General features: G+C 36.9%; 15 protein-coding genes. 4 read left to right on the top strand and 11 right to left on the bottom strand.

Going from position 1 to position 16,584, the window contains the following annotated elements; translation table 11 throughout:
- Positions 1–1,497 carry a spore germination protein gene (locus MKY37_RS07680; RefSeq protein ID WP_340775585.1) on the bottom strand — a complete coding sequence of 499 codons (1,497 nt, stop codon included), beginning with the start codon at positions 1,495–1,497 and terminating at the stop codon, positions 1–3.
- A gap of 132 nt (positions 1,498–1,629) precedes the next feature.
- Between MKY37_RS07680 and MKY37_RS07685 the strand changes: the two genes are divergently transcribed.
- Positions 1,630–2,448, top strand: a complete 819-nt coding sequence (locus tag MKY37_RS07685) for an EcsC family protein (RefSeq protein WP_340779865.1) — start codon at positions 1,630–1,632, stop codon at positions 2,446–2,448.
- 108 nt (positions 2,449–2,556) lie between these two features.
- On the opposite strand, the gene MKY37_RS07690 is transcribed toward MKY37_RS07685, so the two are convergent.
- From MKY37_RS07690 to MKY37_RS07710, 5 genes are all read right to left on the bottom strand, one after another.
- Positions 2,557–2,976: a pyridoxamine 5'-phosphate oxidase family protein gene (locus tag MKY37_RS07690; protein ID WP_340775588.1), complete on the bottom strand. Its 420-nt coding sequence runs from the start codon at positions 2,974–2,976 to the stop codon at positions 2,557–2,559.
- Positions 2,977–3,046: 70 nt separating this feature from the next.
- Positions 3,047–3,919 (bottom strand): patatin-like phospholipase family protein, encoded by an 873-nt coding sequence (locus MKY37_RS07695; RefSeq protein ID WP_340775590.1) that lies wholly within the window; start codon positions 3,917–3,919, stop codon positions 3,047–3,049.
- 174 nt (positions 3,920–4,093) lie between these two features.
- Positions 4,094–4,267 carry a hypothetical protein gene (locus tag MKY37_RS07700; protein WP_340775593.1) on the bottom strand — a complete coding sequence of 58 codons (174 nt, stop codon included), beginning with the start codon at positions 4,265–4,267 and terminating at the stop codon, positions 4,094–4,096.
- A gap of 56 nt (positions 4,268–4,323) precedes the next feature.
- Complete coding sequence (locus MKY37_RS07705; protein ID WP_340775596.1) at positions 4,324–5,409, bottom strand: threonine aldolase family protein; 1,086 nt, start codon at positions 5,407–5,409, stop codon at positions 4,324–4,326.
- A 68-nt stretch (positions 5,410–5,477) separates the two neighbouring features.
- Positions 5,478–6,194 (bottom strand): gamma-glutamyl-gamma-aminobutyrate hydrolase family protein, encoded by a 717-nt coding sequence (locus tag MKY37_RS07710; protein ID WP_340775599.1) that lies wholly within the window; start codon positions 6,192–6,194, stop codon positions 5,478–5,480.
- Between the two features lie 160 nt (positions 6,195–6,354).
- Here MKY37_RS07710 and MKY37_RS07715 point away from each other — a divergent pair, with 160 nt between their 5' ends.
- Both MKY37_RS07715 and MKY37_RS07720 read left to right on the top strand, forming a co-directional pair.
- Positions 6,355–7,233, top strand: coding sequence for an SDR family oxidoreductase (locus MKY37_RS07715; RefSeq protein WP_445323025.1), 879 nt, complete (start codon positions 6,355–6,357; stop codon positions 7,231–7,233).
- Between the two features lie 374 nt (positions 7,234–7,607).
- Positions 7,608–7,742, top strand: coding sequence for a YjcZ family sporulation protein (locus MKY37_RS07720; RefSeq protein ID WP_340779867.1), 135 nt, complete (start codon positions 7,608–7,610; stop codon positions 7,740–7,742).
- A 204-nt stretch (positions 7,743–7,946) separates the two neighbouring features.
- Here MKY37_RS07720 and MKY37_RS07725 read toward each other — a convergent pair whose 3' ends face one another.
- A complete protein-coding gene (locus tag MKY37_RS07725; protein ID WP_340775601.1) occupies positions 7,947–8,786 on the bottom strand; it encodes an aldo/keto reductase in 840 nt (279 codons plus the stop codon).
- A 17-nt stretch (positions 8,787–8,803) separates the two neighbouring features.
- Positions 8,804–9,994 (bottom strand): MFS transporter, encoded by a 1,191-nt coding sequence (locus tag MKY37_RS07730; protein ID WP_340775603.1) that lies wholly within the window; start codon positions 9,992–9,994, stop codon positions 8,804–8,806.
- 183 nt (positions 9,995–10,177) lie between these two features.
- On the opposite strand from MKY37_RS07730, the gene MKY37_RS07735 reads away from it, so the two are divergent.
- Positions 10,178–10,549, top strand: a complete 372-nt coding sequence (locus tag MKY37_RS07735; RefSeq protein WP_340775606.1) for a winged helix-turn-helix transcriptional regulator — start codon at positions 10,178–10,180, stop codon at positions 10,547–10,549.
- Between the two features lie 619 nt (positions 10,550–11,168).
- On the opposite strand, the gene MKY37_RS07740 is transcribed toward MKY37_RS07735, so the two are convergent.
- The 3 genes from MKY37_RS07740 to MKY37_RS07750 all read right to left on the bottom strand — a co-directional run bounded on the left by MKY37_RS07740 (position 11,169) and on the right by MKY37_RS07750 (position 16,453).
- Positions 11,169–12,563 carry a SpoVR family protein gene (locus MKY37_RS07740; RefSeq protein ID WP_340775609.1) on the bottom strand — a complete coding sequence of 465 codons (1,395 nt, stop codon included), beginning with the start codon at positions 12,561–12,563 and terminating at the stop codon, positions 11,169–11,171.
- A complete protein-coding gene (gene yhbH, locus MKY37_RS07745; protein WP_340775612.1) occupies positions 12,563–13,723 on the bottom strand; it encodes a sporulation protein YhbH in 1,161 nt (386 codons plus the stop codon). Before yhbH ends, MKY37_RS07740 begins: the two co-directional genes overlap by 1 nt.
- A gap of 834 nt (positions 13,724–14,557) precedes the next feature.
- Positions 14,558–16,453 (bottom strand): PrkA family serine protein kinase, encoded by a 1,896-nt coding sequence (locus tag MKY37_RS07750; RefSeq protein WP_340775615.1) that lies wholly within the window; start codon positions 16,451–16,453, stop codon positions 14,558–14,560.
- Positions 16,454–16,584: the final 131 nt, after the last annotated feature.

A 16,584-nucleotide genomic window follows, 5' to 3' on the forward strand; every position in this document is an offset into this window, starting at 1 on the left:
TTATTTCTTGGGCGATTTGGAAATCCCCGATTTCTTAGTCAAATACTTAGTCGGAAATCTAATGATGCCATTCAATAAATCCGTTGCCTTTCTAGGAATAACAGGACTCATATAAGGCTTTCCTAGGGAGTCAATTCTTAAAAGATGGACCATTAACCAAGTAAAAGCAATCATTTGCCCAAACAAGCCAAACAATCCGGCTGAAATAATGAAAATATATCGTACAAACCTGCTAGTATTACTAACTAAGAAGATAGGTGGTAAAAAGGAAAGTAATGCTGAAGTAGCAACAAGTACAACCAAGATATTACTAATCAGTCCCGCCTCAACAGCTGCAGTTCCAATTACAATACCCCCTACGATACCTATTGTTTGCCCTACTTTAGCCGGCATTCGAGACCCTGCTTCCCTTAGTACTTCAATAATGAGTTCGATAAATAACACTTCAAATAGGGGTGGAAACGGTACCTTAGCTCTAGATTCCTGTAGGTTTAGTAGAAGCTCATAAGGGAGAATTTCTGGATGAAATGTCAAAGCTGATACGTACAATGGAGTGATTGTGATTGTTAAAAAGAACCCAAAAAATCGAAGCATTCTTAGTAAGGAAGCCGTTGTCCAGCGATTATAATAATCCTCTACAGACATGAACATTTCCATAAAAGTGACTGGACAGATCATTACAGCAGAACTATTTTCCATAAAAACGACAATTCTTCCATCATGCAAATAGCCACTTACCGTATCTGGACGCACCGTTAAATAGTACTGTGGAAAAGGAGATAGAGGATTATCCTCTATCAATTGTTTGAGAATCGTGACATCTGTATAGGCCGGGTGATCTAACTTATCAATTCTATCTTTCAAAACTTCTAGGTTATCTTTGTTTACAATGCCATCCATATAAACTACGGAAATTTTTGTATCCGTTTCAGTTCCTATTGTAAATGTTTCATTTTTCAGCATCGGACTTTTAATACGTCTCTTTACTAAAGAGATATTCGTTTCTAACGATTCTGTAAAAGCATCCTGCGGGCCTATTACGGTAGATTCTACCTCTGTATTTGTGATAGAACGGGTTGGTGCGCTGTATGTATCAATACTAAGTAATTGAAAGGTATTGTGAAAAAACAAAACGGTATGTCCAGAGATAACCCTTGTAGTTATCCCTTGTATATCCTTATCCTCAATAGAATCTGAAACCTGGTGTATTTGATTGATATAGTTTGTGAGAGGAATGAAAACCATCGTTTGCATCGTCATCTTTTCCACTAATGAATTAGAATATATAACAGTAACTACACCTTCATCTGTAGCAATTTTTTTAAATATAATATCGTCTATCTCAGATGTCTGTTTTTTAATATTTTCCAGTCTTTCTGTAACTTGGTCCTTTTGTTCTTGCGTTGGTTCTTGCATTGGTTCTTCGTATTCTATTTTTGTTGATTTCTTTTGGGATGATCCACCTAAAGTGGCACGCACTAACTTCCCTATTTTCACAAGAACCACTCTCCTACATAAAGATTTCCTTAGTTTGCCACGCCTTTCGAAAAATATGTATTTTAAACATGAGAATATCTTGTAATGAAACTATTTTGATGGATGGACGTATTAGTAAAAAGAGGTGATTTAGTGATGTTAGATTCACAAGATTGGTTACAGTCTGAGTTAATAAAAGTAGAGGCTTGGGAGAAGGATCAGGGTGACCTATGGTTTTGGGAAAAACTTGGTCGTTTACCTTTTAAACTTATGGATAAATGGACTCCAAAATTTATCCAAACAAAAATGGGATCGTTAATTGATGAGCTTGGTCAGTATGTCCAAACAGGTGGCAGCTATCTAAGTTCGACATTGAAGATCAAAACCTATTATCCAAATATGGGAATTGAAAATATGGAAGACGTCAACGGATTGCCTATTTCAACAATGGACAAGGCCGTGGAAGGAATAGCGAAAAACAGAAAAAATTTAGCTACCCTACAGGGGGCTGGGACAGGTATTGGAGGTATCTTTACTTTATCTATTGATATCCCTTTCCTATTAGGCTTACAGCTGAAAACGTTACAGGATATTGCCATTTGTTATGGTTATGATCCGAATGATAAAAAGGAACGATTATTTATTATTAAATCCCTTCAATTTATTTCATCAGATATTGTCGGAAAAAAGGCGATACTGTCACAACTATCTAAGTTTGATAAGCAAGACGAAGAAACAAAGCGGGAGGTTTTATCGGAGATTCAAGGCTGGCGTGAAGTGGTATTATCCTACAGAGATCAGTTTGGGTGGAAAAAGCTATTTCAAATGGTTCCTATTGCAGGTCTAGTTTTTGGTGCTTTTATTAATCGTTCCGCGATTAACGATATAGCAGAAGCGGGAATGATGCTTTATCGAAAGAGAAGAATTGTGGAGAGATTAAGCAAAGATAGTTCTAACAATTTAATAAGCTAAACAAATTTTGGTGGGCGTGACTCCTATAACGACCTCTTTTTTTAAATCAACAACAAAAGAGACCTAACTTAACTTCAGAAAGGTCTCCCCAAAATAGAAAAAGGAGCTTTAAAGTTCTATAACTTGAGGCTCTTCTCCTTTTGTATTCATTAACCGTATTTTTGTGGGAGTAACTTTTAAGATTAAGAGGTCAGGATCCTCTGGGCCATCGAACCATCCTTTTAGTGCCTTGTTCCAAACCTTTTCTTTCATACCCTCATCATCTGATTCAATGACTGTCCCTTCAATTTCCAAAAAACTGTCGCCAAATCCATGTCCATCATAGCCTAATAAAATATGGGTATTTGGATTAAGCTTTAACTCTTCTGCCTTATGCGTTTTCTTACTAGTTACAGTATACAACGTAAAGTTATCGTTAAAGAAAGTCATATATCGAGAATGTGGTTTATTGTGCTGAACCGTTGCCATCGTACCAACCATATTTTTATCTAAGATTTTTAGTGCTTCTTCTTTTGCAGTCTTTGCCATAAATAGTCCTCTCCTTTTAGTGTATCCTCTTTCTTATTATTCCTTTGTCTGGTCATATTAAACATTCTACTTACCAGGTTTTCAAAAATTGAATGGCACGACTTCGACCTTTTTCTAGCAGATCTTGCTTCATTTCATCGCTCAAATCAAACTGAGTTGCTCCATAATCCTCCACAGGTATAAAAATTATGTTCTTTTCAATTTTCCTTGAAATATATCTTTCGTCATGAGCATTTTTCATGGTGGAAAACAAAGCTTCAAATAAGCTTAAGCCGTTTTTTATTTTGCGAGGTTCCATCTCTTCCGATTTGCTACTTAGCTTTAAGCCTACTATCGGTCTCTCTTTGTTTCCATTGTCAAAAATCCACATAGGAAAATTACTTAGCACTCCACCGTCTACAATAATCGTATCAGAGGAGGTAACCTTTAATTTGACAGGTTCAAAGAAAAATGGAATTCCACAGCTCATTCGTAGAGCGCGGGCAATTGGAAAACTAGCAGGGGATATTCCGTACCTTTCTAAGTCATCAGGAAGTACCATCATTTTACCGTTTGTAAGGTCTGAAGCGACTAATTTCAGCGAACCTGGCTCGATGTCTGAAAATGTATATACGCCCTTTAAGGCAAGCTTTTCTAAAAACCAGTTTTCGAGAGCCTTCCCTTGGTATAATCCTAGCCTCCAATATAGGTTTATCCATTTCATTAATGGGAGTGGTAGAATTGTCTTTCGAGGATCTAAAAGGGTTAATGTATCTAGTTCGTTCAATAACTCTTCTATTTCTTTACTAGTAAAACCAGCCGCAATAAAGCTAGCTAGGATGGCTCCTGCACTAGTACCTGCTACACGCTTGAATCGATATCCCTTCTCCTCTAACACTTGATAGGCGCCTACAAGCGCAAATCCCTTTAGTCCACCCCCAGAAAAAACACCATCTATTAACAAATGAATATCCCCCTTTTTTTCTAGCTGTTGTTACACTGTAAGAAATAAAAGGAAGAAATAGAACTACAATTTATTTTTAGTCTAGTATTGAATTTTGAGCACACTAAAAAAACCCATTCCAAAACGATAATTGTCTTGTGAACGGGTATATTAATTATTGTTATGTTGTCAGTATTATTTTCCTTTATTATTAGAATTAGATTTTTCCTTGATTTCATTATTTTTCTTTTTCTGACTGGCATTGTTTTGTACAAATACATCTAAATCGTCCGGACTTACATCATATCCAAAACCAAATTCTTCACGATCTAATGAGTTACTCTTGTTGTTATTGTTTTTCTTCGACATGAAATTTCACCTCCATGAAGAATAATTTGTGTAAATTATTAGGTTTTATTCATTGGTTACTTAAGCTTAACTTGAAGTAATTGAAATACTTCCTGTAATTTATCTTTTGGTATGGAATTGTATTGATCTCCGACACTCACCTCAAAACTGAAGCTAGATTGGTTAGTTTCTTTAAGATAGCTAGTTAAACCTATACCGGTTTTGTAGTAAATTTCTTCAAGTATCGCTTCTAACTGTGCTTTTGGTTGAGTTATATGCACATGAAACATGTTAGATACGGGAACAGCTGGTTTAGTTTGGATGAAAGGACATGAATTAAATAGTGCTGCTAATTCTATTGCATTTTCGTAGTATTGCTCCATTTTTGATATTCTCTTATCAAAATAGTAATTGGCGCTTATGATGTACGGATACAGACTTATTAAATCTCCACCATGGCGACGCTTCCAGACTTTCGATTGTTGTGTAAACTCTTTGCCCCCTGCAAGAATAGCTCCGGCTAATCCTCCAATTCCTTTATAAAACGAAATATACACACTATCAAAAAGACCACAAACTTCTGCTGCAGATTTCTGATAATGCGGAAGAATTTCAAAAAGTCTTGCTCCGTCTAAATGCAATCGAATCCCGTTTGCTTTGCAATATTCGGAGATTTCTATAATAGTTTTGTAGTCAGGGAGCTGTCCACCAATTTCTCGCTGAGGCAACTCTAATAATAGACAGGCTATTTTTTGATCTAAATTCAGGACATCCTCTAATCCTATTACGCCTGCTTCATCACCCAGTAAAACTGTATCGATATGATGTATTTCCTTTAAACCATCTTCTTCATGAATTTCTAGATGACTTAGTGGATGGTACGCGACTTTCTTAACCTCTTTTTCGTCGCACCAAATTCGTAAGGCTATTTGTTGAGCCATTGTGCCACTTGGAAAGAATACGGCAGACTCCTTCCCTAAATAGGCGGCCATCTTTTCTTGAAATTCCTCAATGACCTTCCCATTTCCGTATATATCACTTTCTTGCTGTCCATCTATCTGCTCAAATGCTTCTTTTAGAACTTGTATATTTCTTTTGCCATTTCCAGCTATTTGATACTGCGTTTGTTTAAACGCTCCCACTAAAGAAATACTTTCAGTCATATTCTTTGCCTCCTCATATTTACGAATTATCAATTAATTTTATCATTCCAGGAGGCAAAGTATTGATATTATTTATTCTTGCGCTCTAAAGCTGCATCTATATAGGCTTTAAAAATACGTTTTGAAGGTTCGTCTCCATCAATAGCAAATTCTTCCGGGTGCCATTGAAAGCCAAATACGAAACTATGGTCCTTACTTTCTAAACACTCAATAATTCCATCCGCTGCTTTTGCAATTATTTCCAAACCTCTGCCAACTTCATTGACCGCTTGGTGATGAAACGAGTTTACTTTAAATTCTTCCTCCTGCAGTATGTCATAAAGTCGATTACCCTTTTTCAGTTTTACTGGATGCGATCTATGCGTTCGAATTGCCTTTTGTAAATGTTGCATAACCGGTTCTTCTCGCTGCGAGTGAATGGATTGATAAAGTGATCCACCCTGTACAATATTTAACATATGTAAACCTCGACATACCCCAATATAAGGTTTATCTAAATCCAGCATTTTTTGAATAAGTTTATATTCCATTTCATCTAGTTGGGGTGTAATTTGCTTTAAGTGCACATGAGGAACTTCATTGTAATAACTCGGGTCAATATCCTCCCCTCCTGTAACAAAAAGTCCGTCTAACCTTTTACTCAATTCATCTATGTCTTCCTCTGGTACTAAAGGGATTAATATAGGAATTCCACCTGCTTGTATAATGGCATTTGCATAAACTGGTGGCATAAAATAACAGCCATCCTCTAGAACTTCTGTTGTGATTCCTATTATTGGTTTCATATTCTCTCTCTTTTCTTTTCATAAGTATATTCTCCTAATATATACCCGCTTCCAATTTTTTAAAAACGTAATGAACTATTCGGACAAATCATTAGTTATACGTTTGTTTTATTGATAGAGGGGAATAAATGTAACAACCAAGTTAAAGGAGGAATTCATAATGGCAGATAAATACGAAAAAATTGACAAAGAAGTTCCAGGTCAAACACAGCAGCACCAACCTGGGATTGAAGAGGAAATGACCCCAGAGCCTATATTCGATGACCAAAATTATAAAGGATCCGGTAAACTAACGGATAAGGTTGCTTTAGTTACTGGTGGGGATAGTGGAATAGGACGTGCGGTTTCTATCGCATTTGCTAAAGAAGGTGCAAATGTAGCGATTGTATACTTAGATGAAAATGAACAACAAGATGCGGATAAGACAGCAAAATTAATAGAAAAATATGGCGGAAAAGCATTAACAATCAAGACTGATTTAAGTGATGATGAAAATTGTCAACAAGCAGTAGAGCAGGTGATTCAGGAATTTGGACAGCTGAATGTGTTAGTTAATAATGCTGGAAAACAATTTCCAACGGATGATTTTCTAGCAATTACCCCAGATCAATTACAGGAAACTTTCTCTACAAATATTTTTTCTATGTTTTATTTATCTCAAGCAGCACTTCCTCATATGAAGAAAGGCGATACAATCATCAATACTTCTTCCATCACAGCTTATAACGGTTCACCTGGCCTAATCGATTACTCTGCAACTAAAGGGGCTATAACATCCTTTACTCGTTCGTTGGCATTGAACTTAATCGAGAAAGGAATCAGGGTAAATGCGGTGGCGCCTGGACCTATTTGGACTCCACTTATCCCTGCTACATTTGATAAAGAAAAAGTGAAACAACATGGAGCTGATACACCAATTGGTCGTCGTGGACAGCCAGCAGAAAATGCTCCGGCCTATGTATTTTTAGCTTCCACTGATTCCAGTTATATGACTGGCCAAACGATTCATGTAGATGGTGGGGATTTTGTAGGTTCTTAATTGGGAAATTAACAGCTATTACTGTTAGGTAACTGATAATTTTAATAAAAACCTACAGGCTCAGGCCACGCCCGTGGAAAGCGTCCCTGGAATGGAAATCAATTTTGTGCACAGCAAAAAAACAGCATTTTTCTCACAGAGAAAAATGCTGTTTTGGGGTTCTGTCCCAACCTCTTTTACATTTAAGTACTCTTAGTGCAGAACAAGTAATGATTATTAGTGTATTGGAATACATATTTAAAGCAATTTTATCCAATATCAGTAGTACTTTTGGGATTACACTATATTGCTGAATACATTTTTTACCTTGAAGCCCTGATATTATTTAAATTTATTAATACTCTAATAATATCACTAGGAAAGGGATGATTAGTATGTCTGGAAATGAAAATGTTGGTGGATCTTATGGATACGGTTCTGGTTTTACACTGATTGTTGTGTTGTTTATTTTGCTTATTATTGTTGGTGCTGCTTTTGTTGATGGTGGTTACGGTGGCGGTGGTTATTGATAAGAGCTGAATTGGTTGTGAATCGCAAATTAGGGGCTTTGAATCGCAAGATCCACGTACTGAATCGCAAGTAAATGACTCTAAATCGCAAGTTCAACCTGAAGAATCACAAGATATTTAACTAAACAATTATATATACAAAAAACGAGATTCTATTATGGTAGAATCTCGTTTTTATTATATGCGCTTAGATTTATTATTAAATTAAAAATCAAAGTTATCTGGATCTGGTCCAACACGATGATTTTTATTTAAAAGATTAATTTGATTCATGTCCTCTTTTGTTAATTCAAAATCAAACACACTTGCATTTTCTATAATGCGATGTTCTTTTGTAGACTTTGGAATTGTAATAACATCGTTTTGAATATCCCAGCGTACGATAATTTGTGCCACAGATTTTCCATACTTAGATGCTATTTTTTGAAGTTCTTCATTTTCGAGTAACTGTCCTGCCATTAATGGTGACCATGCCTCTAATTGTATATTATGCTCACTACAGAATTTTTGTAATTCTTTTTGTGTCAAACGCGGATGATATTCCACTTGGTTTATCATCGGATTGATATCAGCGTCCTTCATTAACTCCTCCAGGTGATGGATTTGAAAATTACTTACACCAATTGCTTTCACACGCCCCTCTTTGTACAGTGTTTCTAGAGCTTTCCAAGCTTCCTTATACTTCCCTTCCACCGGCCAATGAATCAAGTATAAATCTAAATATTCTAGTCCAAGTTTAGCCAAGCTTTCTTCATAGGCTGCAATTGTTTCCTCATACCCTAATTCAGAATTCCATACTTTTGAAGTAATAAAAAGATTCTCCCTTGCAATATTTCCTTCTTCTATACCTTTTTGGATTCCTTGTCCTACCCCTACTTCATTTCCATAAATCGCTGCTGTATCGATGCTACGATATCCATGCTTAATAGCAGTTTTCACTGCATCTATTAACTCTTGTCCATCCTCTACTCTAAATACTCCAAGCCCTAATAATGGCATTTCTACACCATTGTGTAATGTTTTTATAGATTGTAAATTTTTCATTTTAGTTCCTCCATCTGTTAATTATTGTGTTGGTCTTTTCTCTCCAATTTTCTACTAATGCCGGTTAATATTGCTGCAAGCATAACCATTATCGATCCAATCCAAGCAGTGTGGATGAGGCCGATAGAATCAGTGACAATTCCTCCTAAATAAGACCCAATCGCAATTCCAGCGTTAAAAGCCGCTATATTCATAGCTGAAGCAACGTCAACCGCACTTGGAACATAGCGCTCAGCTAACATAACGACATATACTTGCAGGCCTGGAACGTTCATAAATGCAAAGACTCCCATTAAAATGATTGTTATTAATCCTACAACTTTAAAAGGAGCTGTAAATGTTAATAGCAGCAGTACAATCGCTTGAATAATAAACATATAAAAGAGTGAGCCAATCGGGTTTTTATTGGAAAGCTTTCCACCAATCATGTTCCCAATTGCAATTGCAATCCCATAAACAAGTAATATTATTGCGATTGTCCCTTGTTTAAATCCTGTTACTGACTGAAGCAATGGAGATAAATACGTGAACACGACAAATGTTCCCCCATAACCAAGTGCGGTAATTACGAAGACTAATAATAATCTACTATTTGTTACAAGCTTTACTTGATCCTGTAGCGAAGTCCGTGTGCCTTTTCTTAAATCTGATGGGATAAGTATGCTGTTTGCTATAAATCCAATGATGCCTATCACGACAATTGCTACAAAGGCAAAACGCCAACCTAACTGTTGTCCAAGGAAAGTACCAAAAGGAACACCTGTAATGGTTGCGACTGTTAACCCTGTAAACATAATAGATATCGCGCTAGCTCTTTTGTTTTCAGGTACTAAATCAGCAGCTATCGTTGAACCGATGGACATAAAAACACCATGTGAAAATGCAGAAATGACCCGTGCAATTAAAAGCACTGTTACACTTGTTGCACTAGCAGCTATTCCGTTCCCAATAATGAACACAATCATTATCCAAAGTAGTAAGGATTTGCGTGGCATCCTTGAAGTAAGTGATGTTAAAACTGGTGCACCTACTGTTACACCGAGCGCATATAACGAAACCGTCAGTCCCGCTGTTGTCAAAGATATATCCAAGTCTTTAGATATTAGTGGCAATAGCCCGACACTGACAAATTCAGTCGTTCCTATTGCAAATGCACTTACTGCCAATGCTAGTAATGCAAACATACTTCTCTTTTTATCTAAAGTCATTATTTCTCAACCTTTCTCGAATGCGGGATAAATAAATTCCGCTGGACCAAAATATATTGTAAATCTACCGGCAAATGTTATTATGATTCATAGAGATCTAAAAGAAAAGTACGCACTTTTTAGTAATATAGGCACTATAAAGTTCTATAGGTACTTTTTAGTTCCTATTAAAGGAGAAATAGTATGAAACCAAAAAAATATAATATATCTGTGGAAGCTACACTAGAGGTCATTGGCGGCAAGTGGAAATGCGTCATATTATGCCATTTAACCCATGGAAAAAAGCGAACGAGTGAATTAAAGCGGCTTATGCCTGACATAACCCAAAAAATGTTAACGCAGCAACTTAGAGAGTTAGAGGGAGATGGTGTTATTAATAGGATTGTCTATAACCAAGTCCCGCCAAAAGTAGAATATGAATTGAGCGAATATGGTACAAGTCTTGAAAGTATACTCAGCGCCCTTTGTTCATGGGGAGAAGAGCATATTACAAAAGTATACGGAGATAAGTTTTCTGTTTTAGAGGACAGCATTTTGAACGACAGCTTAAAATAAACTAAGAAAAACCAGACAAAAAAGATGCCCGGTCCTTTAAGGTCAAAACCTGTTTCTATCGTTTCCGAAGGGCTTTGGACAGACATTTTACTATATGATTACCGAGGGAATTTTTAGGGATATTGGTAATCTTATGGTGTTTGCCTGTCCGTCGCCCTGCTACAACTCTTAGAAACAGGTAAATGCATTTTTGGATAACTAGAGAAAAGCTACTTTCCTATTCATAGAGGGGATGACAGTCTAAGTACGCGACATCTTGGTGCTCCTGCTCAAAGCTCGTCGCAAAATAAAGAAACATTTCGCAACGACTGCCTGACCCACATCGTGTGGGCCCGAAGATGCAATTTCGTTCGCTATTCGCTTCTTTATTTAATAAACATTTACTTCTTTTCTATATTTTCACTAGTACAAAAGAAAATCTACTTTCTTCTACTAACATTGGATAATCCCATTTCTAATTCAAAAGCGATTGCAAATAAAGAAAAACCGGGTACAAGACACGCCCGGTATCGTTTTATTCTCTAAAACATTATATCCATTAGCTTCAAAGTACATAAATCATATAATTTCTTGTCTCATAAAAAACAAGATTCTCTATATGGAGAATCTCGTTTTAATCTTACAGATTCATTTTCGAAACCTTTTTACCGTCAAATGTATATAAAACCTTTTTTCCTTCTACGACAGTTTCCATGTGGATTGTTCTCCCCCATAATTGATGGATATATGGTAGAACATTTTCCAAATAATGAGGATCTAGTTCCGTTCCTTCATAACCATGATGTAAATACAACTCTCCAAGTCTCATATAATCTCCATTTTCTACTACAATATAAGGGAAGCTTCCATTCACTCGCATTGACACAAGCTGATCGCGGACATTTTCATAGTCCTTATCTGTTATTTCATAGTTACCATTCTTCTTTTCAAACAAATATAAATCTTCCTGTTTCACTAAGTCCTTCGTTAAGTAATTTCGAATAAAAGATATGTCTGATTCTATTTCTCTTACTTCAAACATTTTCTCTCTACCCGAATTAGCTTCAATACCTAAATCTTTCATTTCATTCGTCGGATTATTATATCTCTTTTCTATATCTTCGAAAATTTTCACACCCAAATAATATGGATTGATGCCAGTTTTAGAAGGCTGCACTACATTGGCATTTAACTTGGCAAATTCAATTGTTTCATCACTCGTTAAATCCATTTCCCTTAATATACGTTGGTGCCAATACGATGCCCAGCCTTCGTTCATAATCTTGGTCTCTAATTGTGGCCAAAAGTAGAGCATTTCCTCTCGCATCATTGTTAAAATATCTCGTTGCCACTCTTCTAACTCACTGCTATATTCCTCTATGAATAGGAGTAGGTCCTTTTCTGGTTTCGGAGGAAACTTTTTTCGATAAGGAAGAATCAATTTTGTTTTTTCTTCTCGATGATCCAATCTCCACAAATCATCATAATCAGTTCTTCTTACCCCTTCAACTTCTTCCTCATCCTCATAAACGGGCAGTTTGGGTCTCATAATAGACGGGTCAATATGCTCTTGAATTGCTAATACTGCATCTAAAAAACTCTCCACCTCATCTTTTCCATACAACCTCTCATAGGCCGCAATGCGTTCAGCGGTTGCCGTCATACTCTCCACCATATCTCTGCGAGTATTAGAGAAACGAACATTATGTTTGAAAAAGTCACAATGAGCGAGTACATGCGCAATAATAAGCTTATTTTGGATGAGACTATTTGTGTCCAATAAAAACGCATAGCAAGGATCTGAATTAATCACCAATTCATAAATTTGACTGAGTCCAAAATCATATTGCATTTTCATCTTATGGAACTGTTTTCCAAAACTCCAATGAGCAAAACGTGTGGGCATACCGTACGCACCGAATGTATAAATGATATCTGCGGGGCAAATCTCATACCTCATTGGATACGTGTCGAGGCCGAATCCCGTGGCGATTTCGGTAATTTCCGCAATGGCATGTTGTAGTTTTCTCTCCATTACTTGGCTCCCTTTTGAAAAATACTCTTCAGTGCTTCATATACGTCTTGGTTTTCTTTCAATACATAATATCTAAACTTTGGATTTTCAATTTTTTTATAAGTGTTCATTAAAGTAGAATATCTGCTATGAGCATTTACTTCGCCGTAGCCAAAAATACTCGAAACATCCATTAATTCATTTACAAGTTGAATACATTTGACGTTATCACTAGTCATATTCTCGCCATCAGAAAAATGCACAGGATAAATATTATAACGAGTAGGATTATATTTTTCTTTAATAAGCTCTAGCGCTTTCATGTATGCCGAGGAACAAATCGTACCTCCACTTTCCCCTTTTGAAAAAAACTCTTCTTCTGTTACAACTTTTGCTTCAGTGTGATGAGCGATAAATTCAATTTCTACCGTTTCATATTGAGAGCGTAAAAACCTTGCCATCCAGAAAAAAAAGCTTCTAGCACAATACTTTTCAAAGTTCCCCATTGATCCACTGGTATCCATCATTGCTAACACAACTGCCTTCGATTCTGGTTTTACTACTTCATCCCATGTTTTAAAACGCAAGTCATCTTGGTGGATAGGCATTATTCCTGCCTTTCCCTTCATTGCATTTCGTTTAATAGCAGTCATGATAGTTCGCTTTTTATCAATATTGCCCATTAGACCTTTTTTCCGTATATCGTTGAATGTAATATGTTCCGTTGTAATTTCTGACTGTTCCTTTTCTTCTAAATTGGGCAACTCCATTTGGTTGAAAAGCTCCTGTTCTATTTCTGCAATAGATATCTCAGCTTCATAATAGTCTTGACCTGCCTGATCACCGGCCTGTTTACCTTGCCCTGCTTTTCCTTGTTCATCTCCTGAACCTTTTGCGATAACATCTCCTACTTGGCTATCCCCATCACCTTGCCCAACGTGCTTTGATGAATCATAGTTGTACCTTATTTTATATTCATCTAGTGAGCGAATCGGGATTTTAATGACTTCTCGTCCATTAGACATAATGATATTTTCTTCACTGATCAAATCGGGCAAGTTGTTTTGAATCGCTTCCTTCACTTTCTCCATATGTCGCTGTTGGTCTTGGTGACCTTTTCGATGCAAAGACCAGTTTTCCTGCGAAACGACAAATTGTTTTGCTTCTTCTTTATTCTCCATTTTTCTCAACACCTACCTATTTTTTATCATATGCCTGTTCGTCATTCTTATTGCAGATGAAAATGAAAAATGTAGAGGTTAATATTATGATAGATAAGAAAAAGGCATTCACATACCGAAAACCGGTGATGGAATTGCCTTTTACAAAAGAAAATTTTGAAGAATAGAAGCTATCCATTAATACTGCTGATTTCCGTTTCAACGAACTTTCATGTTTCGAAGCTAGCGCAGCGATGCAGAAACAGGTGGAGAACTAAGGCTAAGTGCGCCACGTCGTATGGCAATGCCTTCGTGACCAACATCCTGTTGGCCTCCGTGGGGTGAGCGATGAGCTATCACCACAGCTCAACGCGTCGTTGTGATATCTCATCGCTCACCCCACCGAAGTCACCACCTTCCACTACAATCCATTAGTGTGTAGTACTTCCTATGAATGTACGGCAAAGGCGGCTTACTTAAAAAGACTTTTATAGCAACGTTTATAGAGCACTCTTGCCAGGAATTGTAAGGGTGTTTTTTTTGAAAGATTACTCTATCAATAGGAAAGGGACTTTTCTCTAGTTATCCAAAAATGCACTGTCCTGTTTCTAAGATTTGTAGGAGGTAGACGGACAGGCGAACGCCATAAGATTACTGAAAAAAAGGGATGCTGGTTGGTTGTGACGTCCGTCACAACCAACCAGCATCCCAAAAAATTCACTCTGTAATAATATAGCACAACGTCTTTCGAAAGCCCTTCGAAAACGATAGAAACAGTTTTTGACCTTAAAGGACCGGGCATGTCTTTTGCCCGGTTTTATTAAAATTTCAGCTATGTTATTTGTCTATTTACGTCTATCTATTTAGTAAACTGCCAACATATTTCAATAGTTCGTTGGCTGATGTAGAGTTGTATCCATGTTCGTCTATTAATCTTGCCACTACTTCATTTACTTTCTTTAGATGAGCTTCATCTGGTGTCTTCGCTGAAGTCGTAATTTTCACGACATCCTTTAAATCAGCAAATAATTTCTTTTGGATGGCTTCACGTAGACGCTCATGCGAATTATATTCAAAACGTTTTCCTTTTCTTGCATATGCCGATAATCGAATGAGTATTTCTTCTCGAAATGCTTTTTTTGCATTTTCAGAAATGCCGATTTGTTCCTCAATGGAGCGCATTAGCTTCTCATCTGGATTCATCTCTTCCCCAGTTAGTGGGTCTCTCATTTTGTTTTTATTGCAAAAAGCCTCGACGTTATCTAAATAGTTGTTCATTAGTGTAATTGCTGACTCTTCATATGAGTAGACAAATGCTTTTTGTACTTCTTTCTTCGCTATTTCATCGTATTCTTTGCGAGCAATTGCTATATAATTCATGTATTTTTCTTTGTCTTCATCAGAAATGGATGCGTGCTGATCCAGCCCCTCCTTTAAAGAACGTAGCACATCTAGGGCATTAATCGATGGAACTTCTTTACGGATAATCGCAGAGGAAATACGGTTGATCACGTAACGTGGATCAATTCCATTCATTCCTTCATTTTGAGATTCCTTCTTCAATTCCTCCACATCGATGTCGTTAAAGCCTTCCACGTTTTCTCCATCATAAAGGCGCATTTTTTTGACGAGATCTATTCCTGTTTTTTTCGGAATCTCGAGCCTCGTTAATACGGAAAAAATTGCAGCAGCCCTTAGTGCATGTGGAGCAATATGAACATGTGTCATATCACTTTCTTTAATCATCTTTTCATATATCCGTTCTTCCTGGCTGACCTTTAGATTATAAGGTATTGGCATGACAATAATACGGGAATGTAACGCTTCATTCTTTTTATTGGCTATAAATGATCGGTATTCAGTTTCATTGGTATGGGCTACGATCAATTCATCTGCACTGATTAATGCAAAGCGTCCTGCCTTAAAATTACCTTCCTGAGTTAGTGATAATAAATGCCAAAGAAATTTTTCATCTAGTTTAAGCATTTCTTGGAACTCCATCATACCTCTATTCGCTTTATTGAGCTCCCCATCAAAGCGATATGCACGAGGATCTGATTCTGAACCATATTCCGCTATTGTTGAAAAGTCTATAGAGCCTGTTAAATCCGCGATATCTTGAGATTTAGGGTCGGATGGTGTAAAGGTACCAATTCCCACACGTTTATCTTCAGAGAAGAAAATCCGCTCCACTATGACATCTTCTACGCGCCCACCATATTCCTTTTCAAGCCTCATCGAGTTTAAGGGGGACAAACTACCTTCAATGCGAATTCCATATTCATCAAAGAAGTCTTCTCGTAAATGCTGAGGGATTAAATGCAGAGGATCCTCATGCATTGGACAGCCTTTTATAGCGTATACTGCGCCTTCGTCTGTACGAGAATATTGTTCAAACCCTCGTTTAAGAAGTGTTACAATAGTCGACTTTCCTCCACTTACTGGTCCCATTAATAACAAAATTCGTTTACGTACATCTAATCTTCTGGCTGCAGGATGGAAATATTCTTCTACTAATCGCTCTAGTGATTCCTCTAATCCAAAAATCTCGTTTTGAAAAAAAGTAAATTGTTTTTTGTTTTCTTGTTCAGTAAGTCCTGCATTTTTTATCATGCTATAAACCCGTGCATGTGCCGTTTGGGCAACCTCTGGACGTTCCTTCACAATCGCTAAAAATTCTTCAAACGTACCTTCCCACTTGAGCTGGTTCTCTTCTTCTCGATAATTTCTTACTTTGTTTAAAATGTCCATGTTTCCCTCCATTCATGGGAGTAGTTTATACATAGTATGAAGTTTTAGAAATTATGATACCAAATTCTCTACAACAATAAAGCATCTCTTGTCAGATCAAGAGATGCTTTATTCGTTGTTATAGGATATAT

This window comes from Psychrobacillus sp. FSL K6-2836, assembly GCF_038003085.1.
GTDB lineage: Bacteria > Bacillota > Bacilli > Bacillales_A > Planococcaceae > Psychrobacillus.

Bases quoted from the DNA above. Each gene is read 5' to 3' on its own strand.
- MKY37_RS07690 (WP_340775588.1), bottom strand. From the start codon at position 2,976: ATGGCAAAGACTGCAAAAGAAGAAGCACTAAAAATCTTAGATAAAAAT.
- MKY37_RS07700 (WP_340775593.1), bottom strand. From the start codon at position 4,267: ATGTCGAAGAAAAACAATAACAACAAGAGTAACTCATTAGATCGTGAA.
- MKY37_RS07705 (WP_340775596.1), bottom strand. From the start codon at position 5,409: ATGACTGAAAGTATTTCTTTAGTGGGAGCGTTTAAACAAACGCAGTAT.
- MKY37_RS07710 (WP_340775599.1), bottom strand. From the start codon at position 6,194: ATGAAACCAATAATAGGAATCACAACAGAAGTTCTAGAGGATGGCTGT.
- MKY37_RS07715 (WP_445323025.1), top strand. From the start codon at position 6,355: ATGGCAGATAAATACGAAAAAATTGACAAAGAAGTTCCAGGTCAAACA.
- MKY37_RS07720 (WP_340779867.1), top strand. From the start codon at position 7,608: ATGTCTGGAAATGAAAATGTTGGTGGATCTTATGGATACGGTTCTGGT.
- MKY37_RS07725 (WP_340775601.1), bottom strand. From the start codon at position 8,786: ATGAAAAATTTACAATCTATAAAAACATTACACAATGGTGTAGAAATG.
- MKY37_RS07730 (WP_340775603.1), bottom strand. From the start codon at position 9,994: ATGACTTTAGATAAAAAGAGAAGTATGTTTGCATTACTAGCATTGGCA.
- MKY37_RS07735 (WP_340775606.1), top strand. From the start codon at position 10,178: ATGAAACCAAAAAAATATAATATATCTGTGGAAGCTACACTAGAGGTC.
- MKY37_RS07740 (WP_340775609.1), bottom strand. From the start codon at position 12,563: ATGGAGAGAAAACTACAACATGCCATTGCGGAAATTACCGAAATCGCC.
- yhbH (WP_340775612.1), bottom strand. From the start codon at position 13,723: ATGGAGAATAAAGAAGAAGCAAAACAATTTGTCGTTTCGCAGGAAAAC.
- MKY37_RS07750 (WP_340775615.1), bottom strand. From the start codon at position 16,453: ATGGACATTTTAAACAAAGTAAGAAATTATCGAGAAGAAGAGAACCAG.